At 45.6% G+C, this 17,300-nt stretch carries 17 protein-coding genes; 12 read left to right on the forward strand and 5 right to left on the reverse strand.

What is annotated here, in order from left to right; genetic code table 11:
* Positions 1-74 precede the first annotated feature (74 nt).
* From QUA97_RS08945 to QUA97_RS08960, 4 genes are all read left to right on the forward strand, one after another.
* Positions 75-1,883, forward strand: a complete 1,809-nt coding sequence (locus QUA97_RS08945) for an aspartate kinase (RefSeq protein WP_333194404.1) — start codon at positions 75-77, stop codon at positions 1,881-1,883.
* A 134-nt stretch (positions 1,884-2,017) separates the two neighbouring features.
* Positions 2,018-2,428, forward strand: a complete 411-nt coding sequence (locus tag QUA97_RS08950; protein WP_194067633.1) for a hypothetical protein — start codon at positions 2,018-2,020, stop codon at positions 2,426-2,428.
* Positions 2,425-2,832, forward strand: a complete 408-nt coding sequence (locus tag QUA97_RS08955; RefSeq protein WP_333194405.1) for a hypothetical protein — start codon at positions 2,425-2,427, stop codon at positions 2,830-2,832. Before QUA97_RS08950 ends, QUA97_RS08955 begins: the two co-directional genes overlap by 4 nt.
* Entirely contained in the window at positions 2,829-3,236 is a 408-nt protein-coding gene (locus QUA97_RS08960) for a hypothetical protein (RefSeq protein ID WP_194067631.1), read from the forward strand. The genes QUA97_RS08955 and QUA97_RS08960 overlap by 4 nt, the downstream gene beginning before the upstream one ends.
* Positions 3,237-3,627: 391 nt before the next feature.
* Here the strand turns inward: QUA97_RS08960 and QUA97_RS08965 are convergent, their stop codons facing one another.
* Positions 3,628-4,665, reverse strand: a complete 1,038-nt coding sequence (locus QUA97_RS08965) for a DNA cytosine methyltransferase (protein ID WP_333194406.1) — start codon at positions 4,663-4,665, stop codon at positions 3,628-3,630.
* 259 nt (positions 4,666-4,924) lie between these two features.
* On the opposite strand from QUA97_RS08965, the gene QUA97_RS08970 reads away from it, so the two are divergent.
* Positions 4,925-5,308: a DUF4346 domain-containing protein gene (locus tag QUA97_RS08970; protein ID WP_194067628.1), complete on the forward strand. Its 384-nt coding sequence runs from the start codon at positions 4,925-4,927 to the stop codon at positions 5,306-5,308.
* Between the two features lie 59 nt (positions 5,309-5,367).
* Here the strand turns inward: QUA97_RS08970 and psb32 are convergent, their stop codons facing one another.
* On the reverse strand, positions 5,368-6,090 hold the full coding sequence (gene psb32, locus QUA97_RS08975) for a photosystem II repair protein Psb32 (RefSeq protein ID WP_194067627.1): 723 nt from the start codon (positions 6,088-6,090) through the stop codon (positions 5,368-5,370).
* 245 nt (positions 6,091-6,335) lie between these two features.
* Between psb32 and tnpB the strand changes: the two genes are divergently transcribed.
* Together tnpB and QUA97_RS08985 are read left to right on the forward strand one after the other, a co-directional pair.
* Positions 6,336-7,496, forward strand: a complete 1,161-nt coding sequence (gene tnpB / locus QUA97_RS08980) for an IS200/IS605 family element RNA-guided endonuclease TnpB (protein ID WP_194067626.1) — start codon at positions 6,336-6,338, stop codon at positions 7,494-7,496.
* A 51-nt stretch (positions 7,497-7,547) separates the two neighbouring features.
* On the forward strand, positions 7,548-7,745 hold the full coding sequence (locus tag QUA97_RS08985) for a hypothetical protein (RefSeq protein WP_194067625.1): 198 nt from the start codon (positions 7,548-7,550) through the stop codon (positions 7,743-7,745).
* Between the two features lie 254 nt (positions 7,746-7,999).
* On the opposite strand, the gene QUA97_RS08990 is transcribed toward QUA97_RS08985, so the two are convergent.
* A complete protein-coding gene (locus QUA97_RS08990; RefSeq protein ID WP_194067644.1) occupies positions 8,000-8,545 on the reverse strand; it encodes an NADPH-dependent FMN reductase in 546 nt (181 codons plus the stop codon).
* A 441-nt stretch (positions 8,546-8,986) separates the two neighbouring features.
* Here QUA97_RS08990 and ftsH point away from each other — a divergent pair, with 441 nt between their 5' ends.
* The gene (gene ftsH, locus QUA97_RS08995) at positions 8,987-10,924 is read left to right on the forward strand and encodes an ATP-dependent zinc metalloprotease FtsH (protein WP_194067624.1); all 1,938 of its coding nucleotides are present in this window, start codon (positions 8,987-8,989) and stop codon (positions 10,922-10,924) included.
* 315 nt (positions 10,925-11,239) lie between these two features.
* Here ftsH and QUA97_RS09000 read toward each other — a convergent pair whose 3' ends face one another.
* Entirely contained in the window at positions 11,240-11,851 is a 612-nt protein-coding gene (locus QUA97_RS09000; RefSeq protein ID WP_370589097.1) for a M23 family metallopeptidase, read from the reverse strand.
* Positions 11,852-12,147: 296 nt separating this feature from the next.
* Here QUA97_RS09000 and QUA97_RS09005 point away from each other — a divergent pair, with 296 nt between their 5' ends.
* The 3 genes from QUA97_RS09005 (at position 12,148) to QUA97_RS09015 (ending at position 15,790) form a co-directional block, all read left to right on the forward strand.
* Positions 12,148-12,528, forward strand: a complete 381-nt coding sequence (locus QUA97_RS09005; protein WP_194067622.1) for a hypothetical protein — start codon at positions 12,148-12,150, stop codon at positions 12,526-12,528.
* Between the two features lie 513 nt (positions 12,529-13,041).
* Positions 13,042-14,496 carry a RecQ family ATP-dependent DNA helicase gene (locus QUA97_RS09010; protein ID WP_333194408.1) on the forward strand — a complete coding sequence of 485 codons (1,455 nt, stop codon included), beginning with the start codon at positions 13,042-13,044 and terminating at the stop codon, positions 14,494-14,496.
* A 331-nt stretch (positions 14,497-14,827) separates the two neighbouring features.
* Positions 14,828-15,790, forward strand: coding sequence for an RluA family pseudouridine synthase (locus QUA97_RS09015; protein ID WP_333194409.1), 963 nt, complete (start codon positions 14,828-14,830; stop codon positions 15,788-15,790).
* A 53-nt stretch (positions 15,791-15,843) separates the two neighbouring features.
* On the opposite strand, the gene QUA97_RS09020 is transcribed toward QUA97_RS09015, so the two are convergent.
* Positions 15,844-16,881: a protein-L-isoaspartate O-methyltransferase family protein gene (locus QUA97_RS09020; protein ID WP_194067617.1), complete on the reverse strand. Its 1,038-nt coding sequence runs from the start codon at positions 16,879-16,881 to the stop codon at positions 15,844-15,846.
* 209 nt (positions 16,882-17,090) lie between these two features.
* Here QUA97_RS09020 and QUA97_RS09025 point away from each other — a divergent pair, with 209 nt between their 5' ends.
* Positions 17,091-17,246 (forward strand): hypothetical protein, encoded by a 156-nt coding sequence (locus QUA97_RS09025; RefSeq protein WP_194067616.1) that lies wholly within the window; start codon positions 17,091-17,093, stop codon positions 17,244-17,246.
* Positions 17,247-17,300: the final 54 nt, after the last annotated feature.

A 17,300-nucleotide genomic window follows, 5' to 3' on the forward strand; every position in this document is an offset into this window, starting at 1 on the left:
TAGGCTATAATCCAGAATTTGCGTATATTAATTGGTTAAGAGTAAAGTATTGCATCACTTTTGTGTAAAGTCCTATGGCACTAATTGTTCAGAAATACGGCGGAACATCGGTTGGTACAGTCGATCGCATTTTGGAAGTAGCGCGACGAGTTGTCAAAACAGTACAGCTTGGAAACTCCTTAGTTGTCGTACTTTCGGCGATGGGAAAAACGACTGACGGTTTAGTGAAACTGGCTAAGGAAATTTCCGCAAATCCCAGCAAGCGGGAAATGGATATGTTGCTTTCCACTGGGGAACAAGTCTCGATCGCGCTTTTGAGCATGGCATTGCAAGAAATGGGACAGCCCGCAATTTCCCTCACCGGAGCCCAAGTCGGCATTGTCACCGAAGCCGCCCACACCCGCGCCCGGATTTTGCGAATCGACCCGAACAGGCTCCAAACCCAGTTAAACAGCGGTAAAGTCGTAGTCGTCGCAGGTTTCCAAGGCATCGCTAACGCGACAGAATTGGAAATTACTACTTTGGGTAGAGGCGGTTCCGACACCACGGCAGTAGCCATCGCTGCAGCGCTGCGGGCCGATAGATGTGAAATTTATACCGACGTGCCCGGAATTCTGACTACAGATCCGCGCTTAGTTGCACAGGCGCAACTGATGGACGAAATCACCTGCGACGAAATGCTGGAATTGGCGAGTTTGGGTGCAAAAGTCCTGCACCCGCGCGCCGTAGAAATTGCCAAGAATTACGGTGTGCCGCTGGTGGTGCTTTCTAGCTGGAGTGACGCGCCCGGTACGCGGGTAGTTTCCCCCCCTCCATCGCCCCGGCCTTTGGAGGGCTTGGAGCTCGCGAAAGCGGTGGATGCGGTGGAGTTTGATTTGGATCAGGCGGGGGTGTCGCTGTTGCGTTTGCCCGATCGTCCGGGGGTAGCAGCGCGGTTGTTTGGGGCGATCGCGCAGCAAAACCTCGATGTAGACTTAATTATTCAGTCAATTCACGAGGGAAATACTAACGATATCGCCTTTACGGTAAGGCGAAATTCGCTGAATCAAGCTGTGGCGGTTGCAGATGCGATAGTGCCCTCTCTCGGCAAGAATTCGCGCCCAGAATTGGGGGAACCGGAAGTGAGGGCAGAAGAAAGACCCATAGCTAAAGTTAGCATTGCGGGTGCGGGAATGATCGGCCGTCCGAGGGTAGCGGCCCAGATGTTTAATACTTTGGCGGATGCGGGAATTAATATTCAGATGATTTCGACTTCCGAGGTGAAGGTTAGTTGTACGATCGATGCTGCGGAGTGCGATCGGGCCGTTGCCGAACTCTGCAAAGCATTTGATGTCGCCAACTCCCCTATTGGACTCCATTCATCATCCCACAAACCGCCCGCAGTCCGCGCCGTTGCGTTGGATCTCAATCAAGCGCGTCTAGCAATTCGCCAATTGCCCGATCGACCCGGAGTAGCAGCAAAAATGTTCGGACTTTTAGCCGAAGAAAATATTAGCGTAGACACGATCATTCAATCGCAGCGGTGTCACAATATCGACGGCATATTAACGCGCGACATTGCATTTACCGTAGCACAAATTGACGCAGAAGCAGCTAAAACAGTCCTAGAAAAATCAGCAGTTGAATTCGGCTGGGGCGAAGTAGCAGTCGATACAGAAATCGCTAAAGTTAGCGTTGTCGGTTCCGGGATGGTAGCGCATCCGGGAGTTGCGGCAAAGATGTTTGAAGCACTTTCGCAGCACGAAATCAACATTCAAATGATTGCAACTTCTGAGATTAAGATTAGCTGCGTTGTGGATGAGGCACAGGGTGTCACAGCTTTAAAGGCAATTCACGCGGCGTTTGAGCTTTCGGGCAGTGAAAAAGTCCAAGTTCCAGCGTAATACTTGTTTGTAGTAGTAGTAGTAGTAGGGACACGGCACTGTGTCCTTATTGCTTATTGCTGCCGTGTCATTATTGCAGATGATTAGGCTGTGTTAGGATCGAATTGGCGATCGGCTCAAAAGGATTGAATCTTATGACTGTAGCGAAGGAACAGATTACTGATAGCAATAGCAATAGCGGTTTATCAAATTTCCGCATCACTGTCGAACGTCTGCTAGAACTTTTAGATTTAGAAGAAGAGGATGAATACGGAATTTTGAGACCGACTGAATATGCTTTCAGGACAGCGATGAAATTAGTTGTTGAGGCTTACGATCGCATGGGAAACAGTTTTCCAAAAGCCTCTACTGCTACAGATGACCGAGGCAGTATTAGACTTGCTTGGCAAAATAGAAAAGCCGATCGCAAAGTTAGGTTATTTTGCCCATCTAATGCCGAGGAGAAAACTTACGTTTATCATCAAAACAGTGAGGAATATGGCTCGGAAGATATTACTTCAGCAGTAACCTTAGTTTATTGGCTAGAGTGGTTTAACAAGCTATGACAGATAAATCTTCTCCGAGTGAATTAGAGTTGGAGCCTTTGAATGAAACTGCTATTGTTTATAGAGCTTTACTTCGCCGACAATGGATGGATGAAACAAGCGATCTAGTTTTACTCTTCGCTTATTTACTTAGAGCAAATGAACCAGGTTTGTCGGTAACAATTGCCAGTGTTTGTTCGCCGGAACAATGTGCGGCAAAATTCAGAAATTGTTACGGAGTTGCTAGTATTCAAGTAGGACAAATTCGCGAATTAGGTTTAGACGCAATACCTGACTCTGCCTCCCACGCTCAGATTGTCGGTTTACCTTATGTGACAGACGACCGAGACAGAGCTGAAAGATTAGCCGATTTGTTAGCAGAGCAATCTCAAATTATATGGAAACCAAGGGATTTAATCTTATGACTGTAGCGAAGGAACAGATTACTGATAGCAGCAATAGCGGTTTCTCTAATTTTCGCATTACCATCGAACGTTTGATCGAACTTTTAGATTTAGAAGAAGAGGATGAGTACGGGATTTTGAGACCGACTGAATATGCTTTCAGAACAGCAATGAAATTGGTTGTTGAGGCTTATGATAGCATGGGAAACAGTTTTCCAAAATGCTCTACTGGTACTGATGACCGAGGCAGTATTACACTAGATTGGACAAGCTTAGAACCAGAGCGTACAGTCCGCCTATTTTGTCCCTTCAGTGCAGAGCAACCAGTTGATATCTATCACCATGCAAAGAATGAAAATGTGGTCGAAGATATCGTTTCATCATCAACATTAGTTGACTGGTTGCAGTGGTTTAACAAAATATGATAGAACAATCTTCAGGGAGTGCGTCAGAGTTTAAAAAATTACCGGATCCTACACTTGTTTACCGAGCTCTCCGAAAAGGATGGATAGATCGAGATAGATCGATCGTCAAATCGGATGCCTACTATTTGCGCCAACGTATAAACGAACAGGGTATTTCTGTCAATTTTTCCATTCAGCAATCTTTGAGTGCATTGAGAAACTGTGAAGGAGTTGCTAGCCTTAATGTAGGGGAAATTCGAGAATTAGGTCTAAATGTAGTATGTGACTCTTCATCTCATGGCAGTATTATAGGCTTGCCCTATCGTGAAGATAACCGTCCAAGGGCTGATGAGCTTGCACTTTTGTTAGCAAGACAGTCTCGAATTGTATGGGAATCTTCGTCAAGTTGATATCAGCAATTTAAGACGACAAGCTGTATATATTCTTCTGTTTTTGTCTGCTGTTTATTTGGATCATCATACAATAAGTTTTGACTTAATATTTCTTGCGCGATCGCCTCCACCACCGGCACGCAAACCGAATTCCCAATTTGCTTGTAACTCTCCCCCGCACTGGAATAAGTCTTAAAATCTTCAGGAAAACCCATGAGACGGTAACATTCCTTCAGCGTTAACTTTCTCACCAAATTTCGATCGGGAAAATAGACAAAAAACCGGCCCGATGTTTCTTGCGAAGGAATTGTCGGATGCACGCCATCCACCGAATAAATGCGATTCGGCTGTCTGTGCACCCTCGACAAATGTTCTGTATTCGGCCTCACCCCAGTTTTCCAAGTACCTTTATTTCTGTATCCTACAAACACAAGTCCCGAATCTTGCTTTCTCGGATAATCAATTAAAGTATATTCTGATTTATCCAATATTTCAAAATCCCCCGTCTCGTCTAGAAATTCCCTGAGTTTGGGAGGAAACTTGCTTTTTAGGAATGAAAAATTGAAGGATTTACCTTTAGTTGCAATAATAAATATTCTTTCGCGGTGTTGGGGAAGTCCAAAGTCTTTAGCATTCAGCATTTTGTAATTCACGCTGTAGCCCAAATCTTCAAGGCTGGCGATAATTACTTTTAAGGTATTTCCCTTGTCGTGATGGATTAAGTGCTTGACATTTTCCAGGACAACTACTTGAGGTTGTTTTACTTTGATGATTTTACAAATATCGAAAAATAGCGTGCCTCTAGTATCTTCAAAGCCGAGCTTTTTGCCGCAGATGCTAAAAGGTTGGCACGGAAAACCGGCGACTAAAACATCAAAATCTACTAAATCGGCGGTCTTGATGTTACTGATGTCTGCAAAAGGCACTTCGCCGAAATTGTCTGCGTACACTTCTCGACACTTGCTGTTAATTTCGCAGGAAAAAACGCATTCAAAGCCAATTTTTTCAAAACCTTGTCTGAAACCTCCTATTCCCGAAAATAAATCTATAAATTTCATCGATAATTTAATCCTAAATCTTGCTAAAGCTAAAGATAACAGATTTTGTTTCTCTTTCTTCTTTCACTCTGCGTTCTCTGCGCTCTCTGCGGTTAATAATACTCATTTAAACAAAAACCCAGCGCCGGACAGGAAATTGCCGTGTCTGCAGATATCGCCTATAATGTCGATCGCCCAAAATTCCCAAACTGGTCCCGCAGCCCACTAAACTAGGAATAGCAAAAAAAATATAGCTACTGTTTACTTCCTTTCACCAACCATGAGTCAAACCTTGGAAAACCTCACCGCCATCGATGACAAGCTCTCCAAACGCCACATCGACCTCGATCCAGGCGGCTACTTCATCATCTATCTCGATCGCGAAACCAGCTTAATTTGTGCCAAACACTTCACCAACATCATCGACGATCGCGGTCTGGCTGTCGATCCCGAAACCGGCAAACCCATCCCCGCCCGTGGCAAGGTAGAACGCACTCAGTGCACGCTGTTTAGCGGCAGAACCGCCAAAGAACTTTGCGTCAAAATCCTAGAAGAAACCCGCCCCAGCCCGGTGACAATGTTAGATCACGCGGCTTATCTGGGACGGGAATTTGTACGGGCAGAACTTGCATTGTTGAGCGATCGAGAATACGTTCAAGATTAGTCCAGCCTCGCCCGAATTTCCGGAAAAAAAGGTAACTTATCGGATTTAGCAGTACGCGATTACGAAAAACCTTGATACCAGAAATAAGTCACCATGGGAATCACTGTCGCCAACACCAACAGCACAACCACAACAACTGTGGCATTACCTTGTTCTGTTTCTTCAGCTTTTTTAAAGGTGCCTTCAACTTGAATGTTGTCAACAACTTTAGGCGCGCCCGGATCTGGTTCACCGGACAAAACAGTAGCAATGCGCGAACTGGCCTCAGTCAAAGCCTCGTTGTATTTGTTAGCTTCCCGCAGGGGAACCTGCAGGGTTTCCCCTGCTACACTCTGGGCAATTTCATCAGGTAGCAGGGATTTCACCCCTTCGCCGGTGCGAATTACCGCGCTGTTGGTAACAGTGTCGAGAACGAGTAAAATTTGATTAGCCTGGTCTTCTTTTGTGGGAAACCACTGTTCAAATAGTTGATCGCTAAAAGTGGCAACTGTTTCGCCGTAGTCTAAGCGACGGATGGTGACAAACCTGACTTCTTTGCCAGTTTGCTTTTCCACCTTGTCGAGTTCGCTGTTGATATTGCTTTCGCTGCTACGGCTGAGTACGTCGCCTTTGTCGAACACCCAAGTTCGATCGCCCGCCGACAACAGGGGAAACTCATACACGCCAGTCGCCAACGCCGGCAACACCGCTATCTGCGAGGCGATCAGGGCGATCGCGATCGCCGCCGCCGCTGGTTGGAGATATTTTCTCCAGTTAAATAATTGCTTGAAGAGTCTAGTCATGAGGTTAACCGTAAAACTGACTTTTTTCCAAAAATACTATAGAAACCAGCGTAAAATTCATTTTACACGGTGCAATATTTACAATTAGGTCGCCAGTCCAACTCCCCGCCCGATGATTTAAGGATTTCAACTATGGAACCAGCAGATAGTTATCATAAAAATTGGGTTTAAAACCTCCCCTTGTAGGGGGACTTTACATTTAGCTCACTTTAGTTTACCATAGTATGAGTGGTTTGGTAAGCTATGTGTTAAAAGCCTATAAGTACAGAATCTATCCAACCGACGAGCAAGCGGCATTGCTGGCTAAGTCGTTTGGCTGTGCGCGATGGTTTTACAATTTTGCTCTCAACCTTACTAACGAAACCTACAAAGCAACAGGTAAAGGTTTAAGTCGTAATCAGATAATTAACCTACTACCATCTTTAAAAAAAGAACATGAATGGTTAACAGAACCTCCATCACAATGTTTGCAGCAAGCAGCGTTAGACCTGTCTACTGCCTTCTTAAATTTCTTTGAAAAGAGGGCTAAATATCCAAATTTTAAGAAGAAGGAACAAAAGCAATCTATTCGTTTTCCTCAAAAAATAAAACTAGATGGTAGCTACTTAATTTTGCCAAAATTAGGTAAAATTTACGGCAAAATATCTCGATTTCCCGTCGGAAAATTAAAGTCTGTGACTGTATCTCTGACACCATCTGGGGAATACTATGCAGCTTGTCTCTATGATGACGGTAAAAACCAGCCATATTCAACATCAGAAGGTAAAGCTGTAGGCATAGATCTGGGATTAACTCATTATGCCATTACTTCAGATGGAACCAAGCACGGCAATCCCAAATATTATCGCAAATATGAGGTAAGACTTGCTAAAAAGCAAAAGCAACTCAGCCGCAAGCACAAGGGTTCTGCTAATAGGAACAAAGCACGAATTAAAGTTGCTAAAATCCAGGTAAAAATTACTAGATGCCGAGAAGATTTTTTACACAAACTAAGTCGTAAATTAGTTGACGAAAACCAAGTCATCGTAGTAGAAAATCTCGCCGTAAAAAACATGGTGAAAAACCACAAGCTAGCCAAGTCAATTACTGACGCTGGCTGGAGTAAATTTTCCACCATGTTAAAATACAAGGCCCAATGGTCAGGGAAAATATATATTGAAGTAGAGCGATTTTTTCCGAGTTCAAAGACTTGTAATAACTGCTTGCATCAAATAGATCTTCTGAGTTTAGAGATACGTAGTTGGCAATGTCCTAAATGCCACATGAGGCATGACAGGGATATCAACGCGGCTATCAACATCAGAGATGAAGGTTTACGAATTTTGGCGGGAGGGCATCTCGCTACTGCTTCTGGACAACGTGTAAGACCATCTAAAGGCACTGCTTTTAGAGGCGATGTTGGGTGAAGGAAGAATCCCCACGCCTTCAGGCTGGGGAGTTGTCAAAAAGGTTGGATTATGCAATCCCAGAAAGTATTCTACGTCGAAGTTTGGGATAGCCGCGGCAACCGCCACGTCGCCGTCCAAAATGCCAAGACTGAAGAGGAAGCTTTGGAATTGGCGAAAAAGTGGATTGATAAGTACGAGTCAAAACCCGGAAGAATGGCGATCGACGTACCGCATCCTTTCGGAGAAATCATCGATATGCCATTTTGAAGTCAGTAGTCAGTAGTCAGTAGTCAGTAGTCAGTAGTCAGTAGTCAGTAGTCAGTAGTCAGTAGTCAGTAGTTAGTGGTTATTGGTTATTGGTTATTGGTTATTGGTTATTGGTTATTGGTTATTGGTTATTGGTTATTGGTTATTGGTTACTTGCTACGAATTGCCACTTTCCACCTCTCAATTTCCAATAACAACTAACAAATAACAACTAACAAATAACAGCTAACAAATAACAGCTAACAGTCCTTATACTAAGAAATTCCTCGCAATTTCCGCGTATTTTCTACTAAACTGCGAGCAAATTCATCGAACCTTTCAGACAATTTTTCATCCAACAATTTGCCGTCAGGACTAAAAGCGTTCCAAGCTTGTCCGATCGCAATTTGTTCGGGAATTACCCAAGCGTGCACCCATCTCAAAATAGTTCGCAAATCGTTAAGTGCGTTGCTGTTAACTTGCCCTCCCAAAACGCTAATCGCACCCGCAACTTTGCCGTCCAAATGCTCGAAAGTGAGTAAATCGAGGGCATTCTTGAGAGCACCGCTGACGCTACCGTGATACTCCGGCGTTGCTAAAATCAAAGCGTCGGCTTGCTTTACCGCATTCCGCAGCTTTTCCACATCGGGGTAATCGGGATAATAATTCTCACCCTCGCAGAAGGGCAGATCGAGCGATCGCAAATCTAATATTTCAACTTCCGCGCCCAGGGCTTGCGCTCGTTCTGCTGCCACCTTCAACGCTAACTGGCTGTAAGATCCAGCCCGCAAACTCCCACCAATGCCGACAATTTTCACCATAAAACTTAAAAACAATAATTGCCGAAATAAAGCGTACTCATTACGACTATGATTAATATAACAAGTGCGATCGGCAACTGTCAATCGATTTGAGATTTGAGATTTATGGACGTGGCCGAGAAACCGGGTTTTTGCCAAAATTCTTGATTAAAGCCACAGATTTGGGAAAAAACCCGGTTTCTGAGTCGCTGTCCGTAAGTTGAGTAGACGTGACCGAGAAACCGGGTTTTTTGAGCAAAATCCCCGATCGAAGCCCCAAATTCAGTAAAAAACCCGGTTTATCAGTGGCAGTGGGTTCAAAACCAGGCCTCTCAAGCGGACTCTTGAGAAGCCAGCGACAGAGAAACCCATCCAACACCCGGCATCTTGTTAAAATAAATGAATGTAGCAAATCCAAAGCGGTCAATCTTGGCAGTCTTCAACCTCGGGCAAAAAACCAATATGAAAAATTCTTGGAAACAGGTATGGCTGGGGCATCTAGCTGTAAACAAAGACAAATCGAGCCAGCAGAATCCTAAAAAATCAATGCCGGGACGGAATCTTTGGCGCATCCTGGGCAGTTTGGTGATTTCTCAAGGAATATTGCTCTCGCCCCCGGTTTTTGCCGACAGCGCGCCTAACACCATGAGTTACAGCAAACTCATGGACAACATAGAGAAAGGGCAAGTCAGTAAAATCGAAATAGACGAAACTCAAAGAACTGCAAAAGTTAAGCTAAAAAATCAAAAAACCGATCGAGAACAAACTGTTACTCTGTTCGATTACAACAACCGAGAACTTTACTCGCAAATCCGCGCCAAAAAGATTGACTTTGAAGTCAAACAAACAGCCGACAATGCCGCGGCGGTCAGTTTAGTAATAAACTTACTGGTGATTTTTGCAGTGTTGGCGGTGTTGATGGCTATTGTGCGCCGATCGACCCAATCCCAAGGAAATGCCATGAACTTCGGCAAATCCCGAGCCCGTTTCCAAATGGAAGCCAAAACCGGCGTGATGTTCGACGACGTAGCAGGGATCGAAGAAGCCAAAGAAGAACTGCAAGAAGTCGTCACCTTCCTCAAAAAACCCGAACGCTTTAACGCCATAGGCGCGAAAATTCCCAGAGGAGTTTTGTTGATCGGGCCTCCGGGAACCGGTAAAACAATGTTGGCAAAAGCCATCGCAGGCGAAGCAGCCGTCCCCTTCTTCAGCATCTCCGGTTCCGAATTTGTCGAAATGTTCGTCGGAGTCGGCGCTTCCCGCGTCCGCGACTTGTTCAAAAAAGCTAAAGAAAACGCCCCCTGCATCGTCTTTATTGATGAAATAGATGCGGTAGGAAGGCAGCGCGGCGCTGGGATCGGCGGTGGAAATGACGAACGCGAACAAACTCTCAACCAGTTGCTGACAGAAATGGACGGCTTTGAGGGTAACAGCGGCGTGATTGTGATTGCAGCGACTAACCGCCCTGACGTGCTCGATACTGCCCTGCTGCGGCCCGGCAGGTTCGATCGCCAAGTAACGGTAGATTTACCCAGCTACAAAGGGCGTTTGGGGATTTTGCAAGTTCACGCGCGCAACAAAAAACTCGACGAAGAAGTTGCCCTAGATACGATCGCCCGCCGCACTCCCGGCTTTTCCGGCGCTGACTTGGCAAACTTGCTTAACGAAGCGGCAATTCTCACCGCGAGGCGGCGCAAAGACACGATTAGTAACTTAGAAGTTCACGATGCGATCGACCGAATCACGATCGGGCTTACTCTGAATCCACTGCTCGACAGCAAGAAAAAGTGGCTAGTAGCATACCACGAAATCGGACACGCCCTCGTATCAGCCATGCTCAAAAATACCGACACCCTAGAAAAAGTCACGATTATTCCGCGTTCCGGCGGTATCGCAGGCTTTGCCAACTACGTGCTCGACGACGAAATGATCGACAGCGAAGGTTTGAGGAGTCGGGCGTGGCTGTTAAGCCGGATTACAGTAGCTTTGGGGGGACGGGCTGCAGAGGCTGAAATTTATGGCGATGCCGAAGTAACTCTCGGCGCCAGCAGCGATATCACAGAAGTCAGCAAATTAGCGAGACAGATGGTAACGCTTTACGGAATGTCGGATTTGGGGCCTGTGGCTTTGGAAAGTCCGAACAATGAGGTGTTTTTGGGCCAAAGCTGGAATTCGCGGGCTGAGTATTCCGAAGAAATGGCTATCAAGATCGATCGGCAAGTCCGGGAAATTGCTATTCACTGCTACGAAGAAGCCCGCCGGATTATCCGCGAAAACCGCCATTTGGTAGACAAGCTGGTTGAAGTGCTGTTGGATGAAGAAACGATCGACGGTGATGAATTCCGCAAAATTGTCGATCGATACGCCGAGTTGACCAAAAAAGAATTGGAACCAGCGTAAAGAGTCAGTTGGCAGTTGTCAGTTGTCAGTTGTCAGTTGGCAGTTGGTAAAGAGTCATTAGTCATCAGTCATCAGTCATTAGTCATTAATTCAGGTAAAGAATCATTAGTCATCAATCATTGGTGATTAGTGATTAGTCATTAGTTAACGAAGTAGGAATTATGCACCGACTCTATTTTTAGAGTGCGCCTGAAGCACTTTACTACTAACCCAAAAAAATGACTAATGACCAATGACTAATGACTCTTTATCTTAACTAATGACTAATGACTCTTTATCTTAACTAATGACTAATGACTAATGACTAATGACTAATTAAGACTGATTGGAATACATTTCGCGAAGTACCAAAGCCGGGTCTACCCAGCGGCCGCCGTACTTCAATCCCCAATGCAGGTGAGGGCCGGTCGTGCGGCCGGTCATTCCCACTCTGGCAATTCTCGCACCAGCCGGCACCGTTTGACCCTGCCAAATTTGCAGGCCGCCTTCGCGATCGACATAATAGCGCCCGCCGTTAACTTTTTCTACTCTACCTCTGAGGTGACAGTAGATGTGCTCCCAATCTCCCGATCGCACCACCATACCAGTGCCGCACCTGCCATCTTCCCAAACTTCCACCACTTGACCGCCCCACCAATTGCGGATATAGCTACCTTCTGGCGCCGCCATGTCCAAACCGTAATGAAAATCTCCACCACGGGGGCCGAAGGTGGAACTGTAGGCTTCAAAATTTTCGACTGGGAAAGAAGCTTCTTGCCACAACTTACCCGTAGCGATTTTGGTTGGTAAAGCTGACTGAGCCTTGACCAACTCCTGCTGTAAATAAGGGCTAATCACCACGATACAGAGCGAAAGAACTAACAGTAGTATCCGTCTAAGGCGAAAAAAGCGTTTAACCGTCAGCGGGCCCCTAGAGTCTTGCACGATTTATTTAACTCCTGAAAGTTTAATGTGTGGGCGAATCTGCGTTGTCTGTTGTGCCAATTCGCTGCAAGATTGCCTCGCGTGCTGAATCTACTAGCGAATCAGTTAACCAAGGTGTATCTTACTGCATAGAGAACTGGTGTCAAGCCTTCGGCTTAAATATTGTAGCGAACAGAAAGTCATTGGCCCGGTGAAATTTGTGCTGCGGTTGAATTCGATCGAGCTTTTGTTTGACACTATAGTTTAGTACGGGATTTTGGATGCAGTCTCAAATCTCAAATTTATAACACACATAAGCAATGCTTACTGAAATTTTCCCTTTTAGTTTTGCCATAGACGCAACTGCGATCGCCGGTGCCTCATTGTGGTCTTTAGCCCTGTACTGGGGTCTGTCGCCCCTGACAGAATGGGTAATCCTGCAACTCAACCGCTGGATGAATTTTGCCGAAAGATCCCTCTACACCTCGGAAGCGGAGTTTGAGAGAACCCGCCAAGCCAGAGAATCTCAAAATGCCTTTTACGCTTCCCTGTTGAGCATTCTGCCCTTTTTGATTGCGGGCGGATTGTGCAATTGGGGAGTCGAATGGTCTCTGGGTACTGGTTGGGCGGTATCTATGGGGACGATCGCCTGTATTGGCGGCGGCGTTTACGAACTCGGCCGCCGAGACGGTCAATCTTAGGCGATGGTAGATTTTGGATTTTGGATTTTGGATTGCTCAAGATATTCGGAGATTTACCAGCCTCTAGAATCGATCGCAATCTCAAATCCAAAACTCCAACTCTCAAATAAATATGACATTTTCCGTTTATTTGTCGATCGCGCCTCAAACAAAATTCATAATATATAGCAATGATAATTTTACTCATTTTGTAAGGTGCCAACGCCCTTAGTGTTGAAGAGCGCCAGCCGCGAGGTTATCCTATCAAATCCGACTCCACCGGAATGATTCAACCGCAGAGCGCACAGAGGACGCAGAGGGAGAATCTGTGCGCGTACTCTCAACAAAAAATGCTTTTTGCCAAGTCGGAGATGCTTCCGTACCGAGGAGCGAGAACAGACAGATAAATGAATCGTTCCGATACTAACGGATTTGGTATTAATGGCTGAGGGCGCGCCACCTTAGATATATCTCAATCTTCTGCATCCAGGACTGTCTGCTATAATTAACTCTTCTGATTTGGGAATAAATAAAATGAAATACCAACCAGAACCAACATTATTAAATCAAGCGCGCGCCGCTTTCCAAAAAATTTGGGGCTACGACGACTTTCGACCGCCGCAAGGAGAAATAGTTAGCAGTTTATTAGCAGGAAAAGATACAATTATAATTATGCCTACAGGTGGCGGCAAATCAATCTGCTTTCAACTGCCAGCTTTGTTACAAACCGGCTTGACTTTGGTAGTTTCGCCCTTAGTCGCCTTGATGGAAAATCAAGTGCAAGAATTGCGCGATCGCAATCTCCCCGCTTCCCTCCTCCACAGTCAACTGTCAGCACAGCAGCGCCGACAAACAATGCAATCGCTGCAACAAAACAAGTTGAGATTGCTGTATTTGTCTCCCGAAACATTGCTCAGCAAACCAGTCTGGGAAATTCTCAGTCAGCCCCACATCCAAATCAACGGTTTAATATTAGACGAAGCTCACTGTTTAGTGCAGTGGGGCGATACCTTTCGACCAGCTTACCGCCGTTTGGGAACAGTGCGACCGGCTTTGTTGAAAGCTAAACCGGAAGGTAGTAAAATTGCGATCGCAGCTTTCACCGCTACCGCCAACCCGGAAGCACAAAAAATCATCAAAAATGTCTTGCAACTGCAAAAACCAGAAGCATTTTTGCTAAGTCCCTACCGTTCTAATCTGCACCTGCAAGTGCAGACTGTCTGGACACCGAGGGGACGCAAACAACAGTTATTAAATTTTATTAAATCTCGACCAAAACAAGCAGGTTTAGTCTACGTCCGCACAAGAAAAGATAGCGAAAATTTGGCTAATTTGCTGGAAGGTGCAGGTTATAAAACCGCAGCCTATCATGCAGGTTTGAGTCCTGAATCGCGCCGAAACATAGAAACAGCTTGGCTAAATAACGATCTTAAATTTGTGATTTGTACCTGTGCTTTCGGGATGGGAATTAACAAGCCGGATGTGCGGTGGGTTGTTCACTTTCAAGCACCTTTGCTATTATCGGAATACATTCAGGAAATTGGTAGAGGCGGACGCGACGGCAAATCGGCGATCGCCCTGACGTTGATTAGCGAACCTACGGGTTTGCTTTATCCCGATGACAAACAAAGAGCACAATTTTTTCAAGATAAATTGCGATCGCAATACCGAGAAGCGCAGCAGTTGGCCCAACAACTGCCAGTTAAAGGCGATGTAGAAGCAGTTTCTCGCGAATTTCCCGAAAGCGCGATCGCCCTTTCCATCTTGCACAGCAGCGGACAATTAACATGGCAAGATCCTTTCAATTATGCGATCGACAAATCCGCACAGCAAAAAGGCGCAAAACAAAATTTTACCGCCGCTGCTGAAATGGCACAATATCTCAAACACCGAAAGTGCCGGTGGCAATTTTTGCTGCAAGCTTTTGGCTTTACCAAGGAATCTCAATCTATGCGGTGCGGCCACTGCGATAATTGTCGCTTGCATTGACAAATTTACTTAAAAATGTTATAATAAAAGCATTTATTTGACATGAATTATACTACGATCGGGCTGGAACTCGATCGCGAGTAGAAACCAGGATAAAATAGTAGATGCTCTCAAAAACCGGGTTTCTTCCTATAATTATTATTTTTGTTTGCATAACTCATAGAAACCCGGTTTCGAGTCCCATATCCGTCATTTCGTGTCGGGTAGATTGACCGATATCGCGATTGGTTCGTACTGCGGACTAAAGTCCGCAGTACGAACCGTTTTTGCTACGATCGCAGCTCGGACATGATATCAGCCCAAAAAATCGGCAACAAACAGTAAAAATTAAATGATAGAAACAGAAACGGCGGCACAGATATATACAGTAGAAAATACAGAGGAATTTAACCCGATTAATGTCACTCAACGATTAGATATTTGGCTCTCAAACCAGATACCAGATTTATCCCGATCGCGCGTGCAAACCCTCATATCACAAGGCCACGTCAAAGTCAACGACAAAACCTGTACCTCGAAAAAAATCTCAGTAAAAACGGGCGATCGCATCCACATCACTTTACCCGAAGCCCAGCCCGCAACCTTAAAACCCCAAGCAATTCCTCTAGATATCCTCTACGAAGATGACAGCATCATTATCATCAACAAACCAGCCGGATTAGTCGTTCACCCAGCAGCCGGACACCAAGACGGTACATTAGTCAATGCCCTCTTAGCCCATTGTCCCCTAGCAGAAATCGGCGGAGTTCAGCGGCCTGGAATCGTACACAGATTAGACAAAGATACAACAGGTGCGATCGCGATCGCCAAAACCGACATCGCCCACCAACACCTGCAAGCCCAACTCAAAACCAAAACCGCCCGCCGCGAATATTTAGGCATAGTTTACGGCGTTCCTAACACCGAAACAGGCACAATAGACCTACCAATCGGCAGGCATCCCACAGACCGCAAAAAAATGGCAGTAGTACCAGAAGAAAAAGGCGGCCGCCCCTCAGTTACTCACTGGACAATCAAAGAAAGAATCGGCAACTATTGCTTAATCCACTATCAATTAGAAACCGGCCGCACCCATCAAATTCGCGTCCACACAGCCGAAATCAAACATCCCATTGTCGGCGACCCGATGTACAGTTCCAACCGTTCTATCGGCGTCAATTTAACAGGACAAGCCCTCCACGCATGGCGGCTGACTTTGCAGCATCCCTTAACTGGAGAGTTGATTGAGGCGATCGCGCCTTTACCAGATCAATTCAACACCCTGTTGAAAATATTGCGGTTGCGCCGTTTGTAGTAAGGACTTTAGTCCTTTCTTTTTTTATTCAGAAAGAAGGACTAAAGACCTTACTACAGCGTTACCCCTACTTGATAGCCGCACTCAACGTAGTTTAAAACAGGTCGCAACTGCTCAAAACTCGGTCGCCCACTGGTACGCCAACTGGAAATCCAGTCTGAAACCTTTACTGCCGCCTCGCGTTCCCCAGCCGCAGCATAACCCTCGCCCCACAGAGACAGCAAAGCCAGACTTCCGGGCTGACTGCAACCAATAGCTGGTCCGAGAGTCGGCGTATATGCACTTGTCAGACCCTCTGGATAGGTAGCCAACAAGTAAGCGCGCAAAGCTTCCACATCCTCATCGGGGTCGAGAGGGCTGTCCTGGTGTGAAGCTACTTGCATCAATTCAAGGATTTGTTCTGCTTGCTCCCTCTGTTGTTCTTGTCGCAACCACTCAGCACTAGCCCAGATTACATCTGTCTCCATTTCAGGATCTTCTATCTTAATTTCAGCTTTAATGTCGGCATCTTGAGCAGGGCCATACCAGCGAGTTAAGGGTTTATCAGTTAAGGGGACAAATCCCCCAGGAATTACCCGTTCTCCCACCAGGTTTTTATTGGTATCCAAACGCACGCGGGCGATCGCTGTAGTAGCAGCTAATTGCCTTAATCGGACAGGTGCGACAATTAACCCACCCGGAGATAATTGTTCAATCCAGGTGTGTGGGAGTAGATCCGCGGTTGCCCACACAATAATGCGGTCAAAAGGTGCTTCTGTTGAGTAGCCCTCTCGACCATCTGCCACCACAACTTTTACATTAGCTAAATTATCTTTGGCTAATAAACTGCTGGCACGTTTAACCAGATTTGAGTCTACATCCAAAGAGACGACAAAGCCGTCAGAACCGACAAGGTGAGCCAACAAAGCCGTACTGTAACCTGAACCCGTCCCCACTTCCAAAATCCTCGCACCTGGCGATACCTGTAAAAGCCGTAATGCTGCAGCAATGACTGTTGGAGAAGAACTTTGGGGAATCGGTTGCCCGTCTGGTTGTAAAACATAGCCATCCATCACAACATCGGTCAAGGCATAGTCTACTGTATCGCTCATGTTTTTTCTCTCTATTCAAATATTTTGCTGTATCTCTTTGAGTTTTATTTTTAATTTTATTCGATATTGTAAATCTCAATTGAAAAGCTTTTTTAATACCTCAAGGTATCTACGATAAAAAAAAAACTATGAATGCTTTGAGCCAAAACTTGCTGGCTTAGTGATATATTTATAAAAGCAGTTACTAAAAGCTGAAAAAGGAGAAGTGTATGAACACCGATCATCAATCATTACAAAACCAAGCTCAAGATATCAAACTGAAGCCATATAAAGCTCCCCAACTATTGCCACTTGGCAACGTAGTTGAAGCCACGTTGGGTGGTGGTTTAGCTGACACGCGAGATCAGAGAAGATTCTACTGGTAAGTAGGGTATCTTATGGTTGTAACGTTTCCGCTTGTTCTGTAGACTATAGCGCGA

Source organism: Microcoleus sp. CZ3-B2 (assembly GCF_036705055.1).
In the GTDB taxonomy this organism is placed as follows: domain Bacteria; phylum Cyanobacteriota; class Cyanobacteriia; order Cyanobacteriales; family Microcoleaceae; genus Microcoleus.

Bases quoted from the DNA above. Each gene is read 5' to 3' on its own strand.
- QUA97_RS08945 (WP_333194404.1), top strand. From the start codon at position 75: ATGGCACTAATTGTTCAGAAATACGGCGGAACATCGGTTGGTACAGTC.
- QUA97_RS08950 (WP_194067633.1), top strand. From the start codon at position 2,018: ATGACTGTAGCGAAGGAACAGATTACTGATAGCAATAGCAATAGCGGT.
- QUA97_RS08955 (WP_333194405.1), top strand. From the start codon at position 2,425: ATGACAGATAAATCTTCTCCGAGTGAATTAGAGTTGGAGCCTTTGAAT.
- QUA97_RS08960 (WP_194067631.1), top strand. From the start codon at position 2,829: ATGACTGTAGCGAAGGAACAGATTACTGATAGCAGCAATAGCGGTTTC.
- QUA97_RS08965 (WP_333194406.1), bottom strand. From the start codon at position 4,665: ATGAAATTTATAGATTTATTTTCGGGAATAGGAGGTTTCAGACAAGGT.
- QUA97_RS08970 (WP_194067628.1), top strand. From the start codon at position 4,925: ATGAGTCAAACCTTGGAAAACCTCACCGCCATCGATGACAAGCTCTCC.
- psb32 (WP_194067627.1), bottom strand. From the start codon at position 6,090: ATGACTAGACTCTTCAAGCAATTATTTAACTGGAGAAAATATCTCCAA.
- QUA97_RS08985 (WP_194067625.1), top strand. From the start codon at position 7,548: ATGCAATCCCAGAAAGTATTCTACGTCGAAGTTTGGGATAGCCGCGGC.
- QUA97_RS08990 (WP_194067644.1), bottom strand. From the start codon at position 8,545: ATGGTGAAAATTGTCGGCATTGGTGGGAGTTTGCGGGCTGGATCTTAC.
- ftsH (WP_194067624.1), top strand. From the start codon at position 8,987: ATGAAAAATTCTTGGAAACAGGTATGGCTGGGGCATCTAGCTGTAAAC.
- QUA97_RS09005 (WP_194067622.1), top strand. From the start codon at position 12,148: ATGCTTACTGAAATTTTCCCTTTTAGTTTTGCCATAGACGCAACTGCG.
- QUA97_RS09010 (WP_333194408.1), top strand. From the start codon at position 13,042: ATGAAATACCAACCAGAACCAACATTATTAAATCAAGCGCGCGCCGCT.
- QUA97_RS09015 (WP_333194409.1), top strand. From the start codon at position 14,828: ATGATAGAAACAGAAACGGCGGCACAGATATATACAGTAGAAAATACA.
- QUA97_RS09020 (WP_194067617.1), bottom strand. From the start codon at position 16,881: ATGAGCGATACAGTAGACTATGCCTTGACCGATGTTGTGATGGATGGC.
- QUA97_RS09025 (WP_194067616.1), top strand. From the start codon at position 17,091: ATGAACACCGATCATCAATCATTACAAAACCAAGCTCAAGATATCAAA.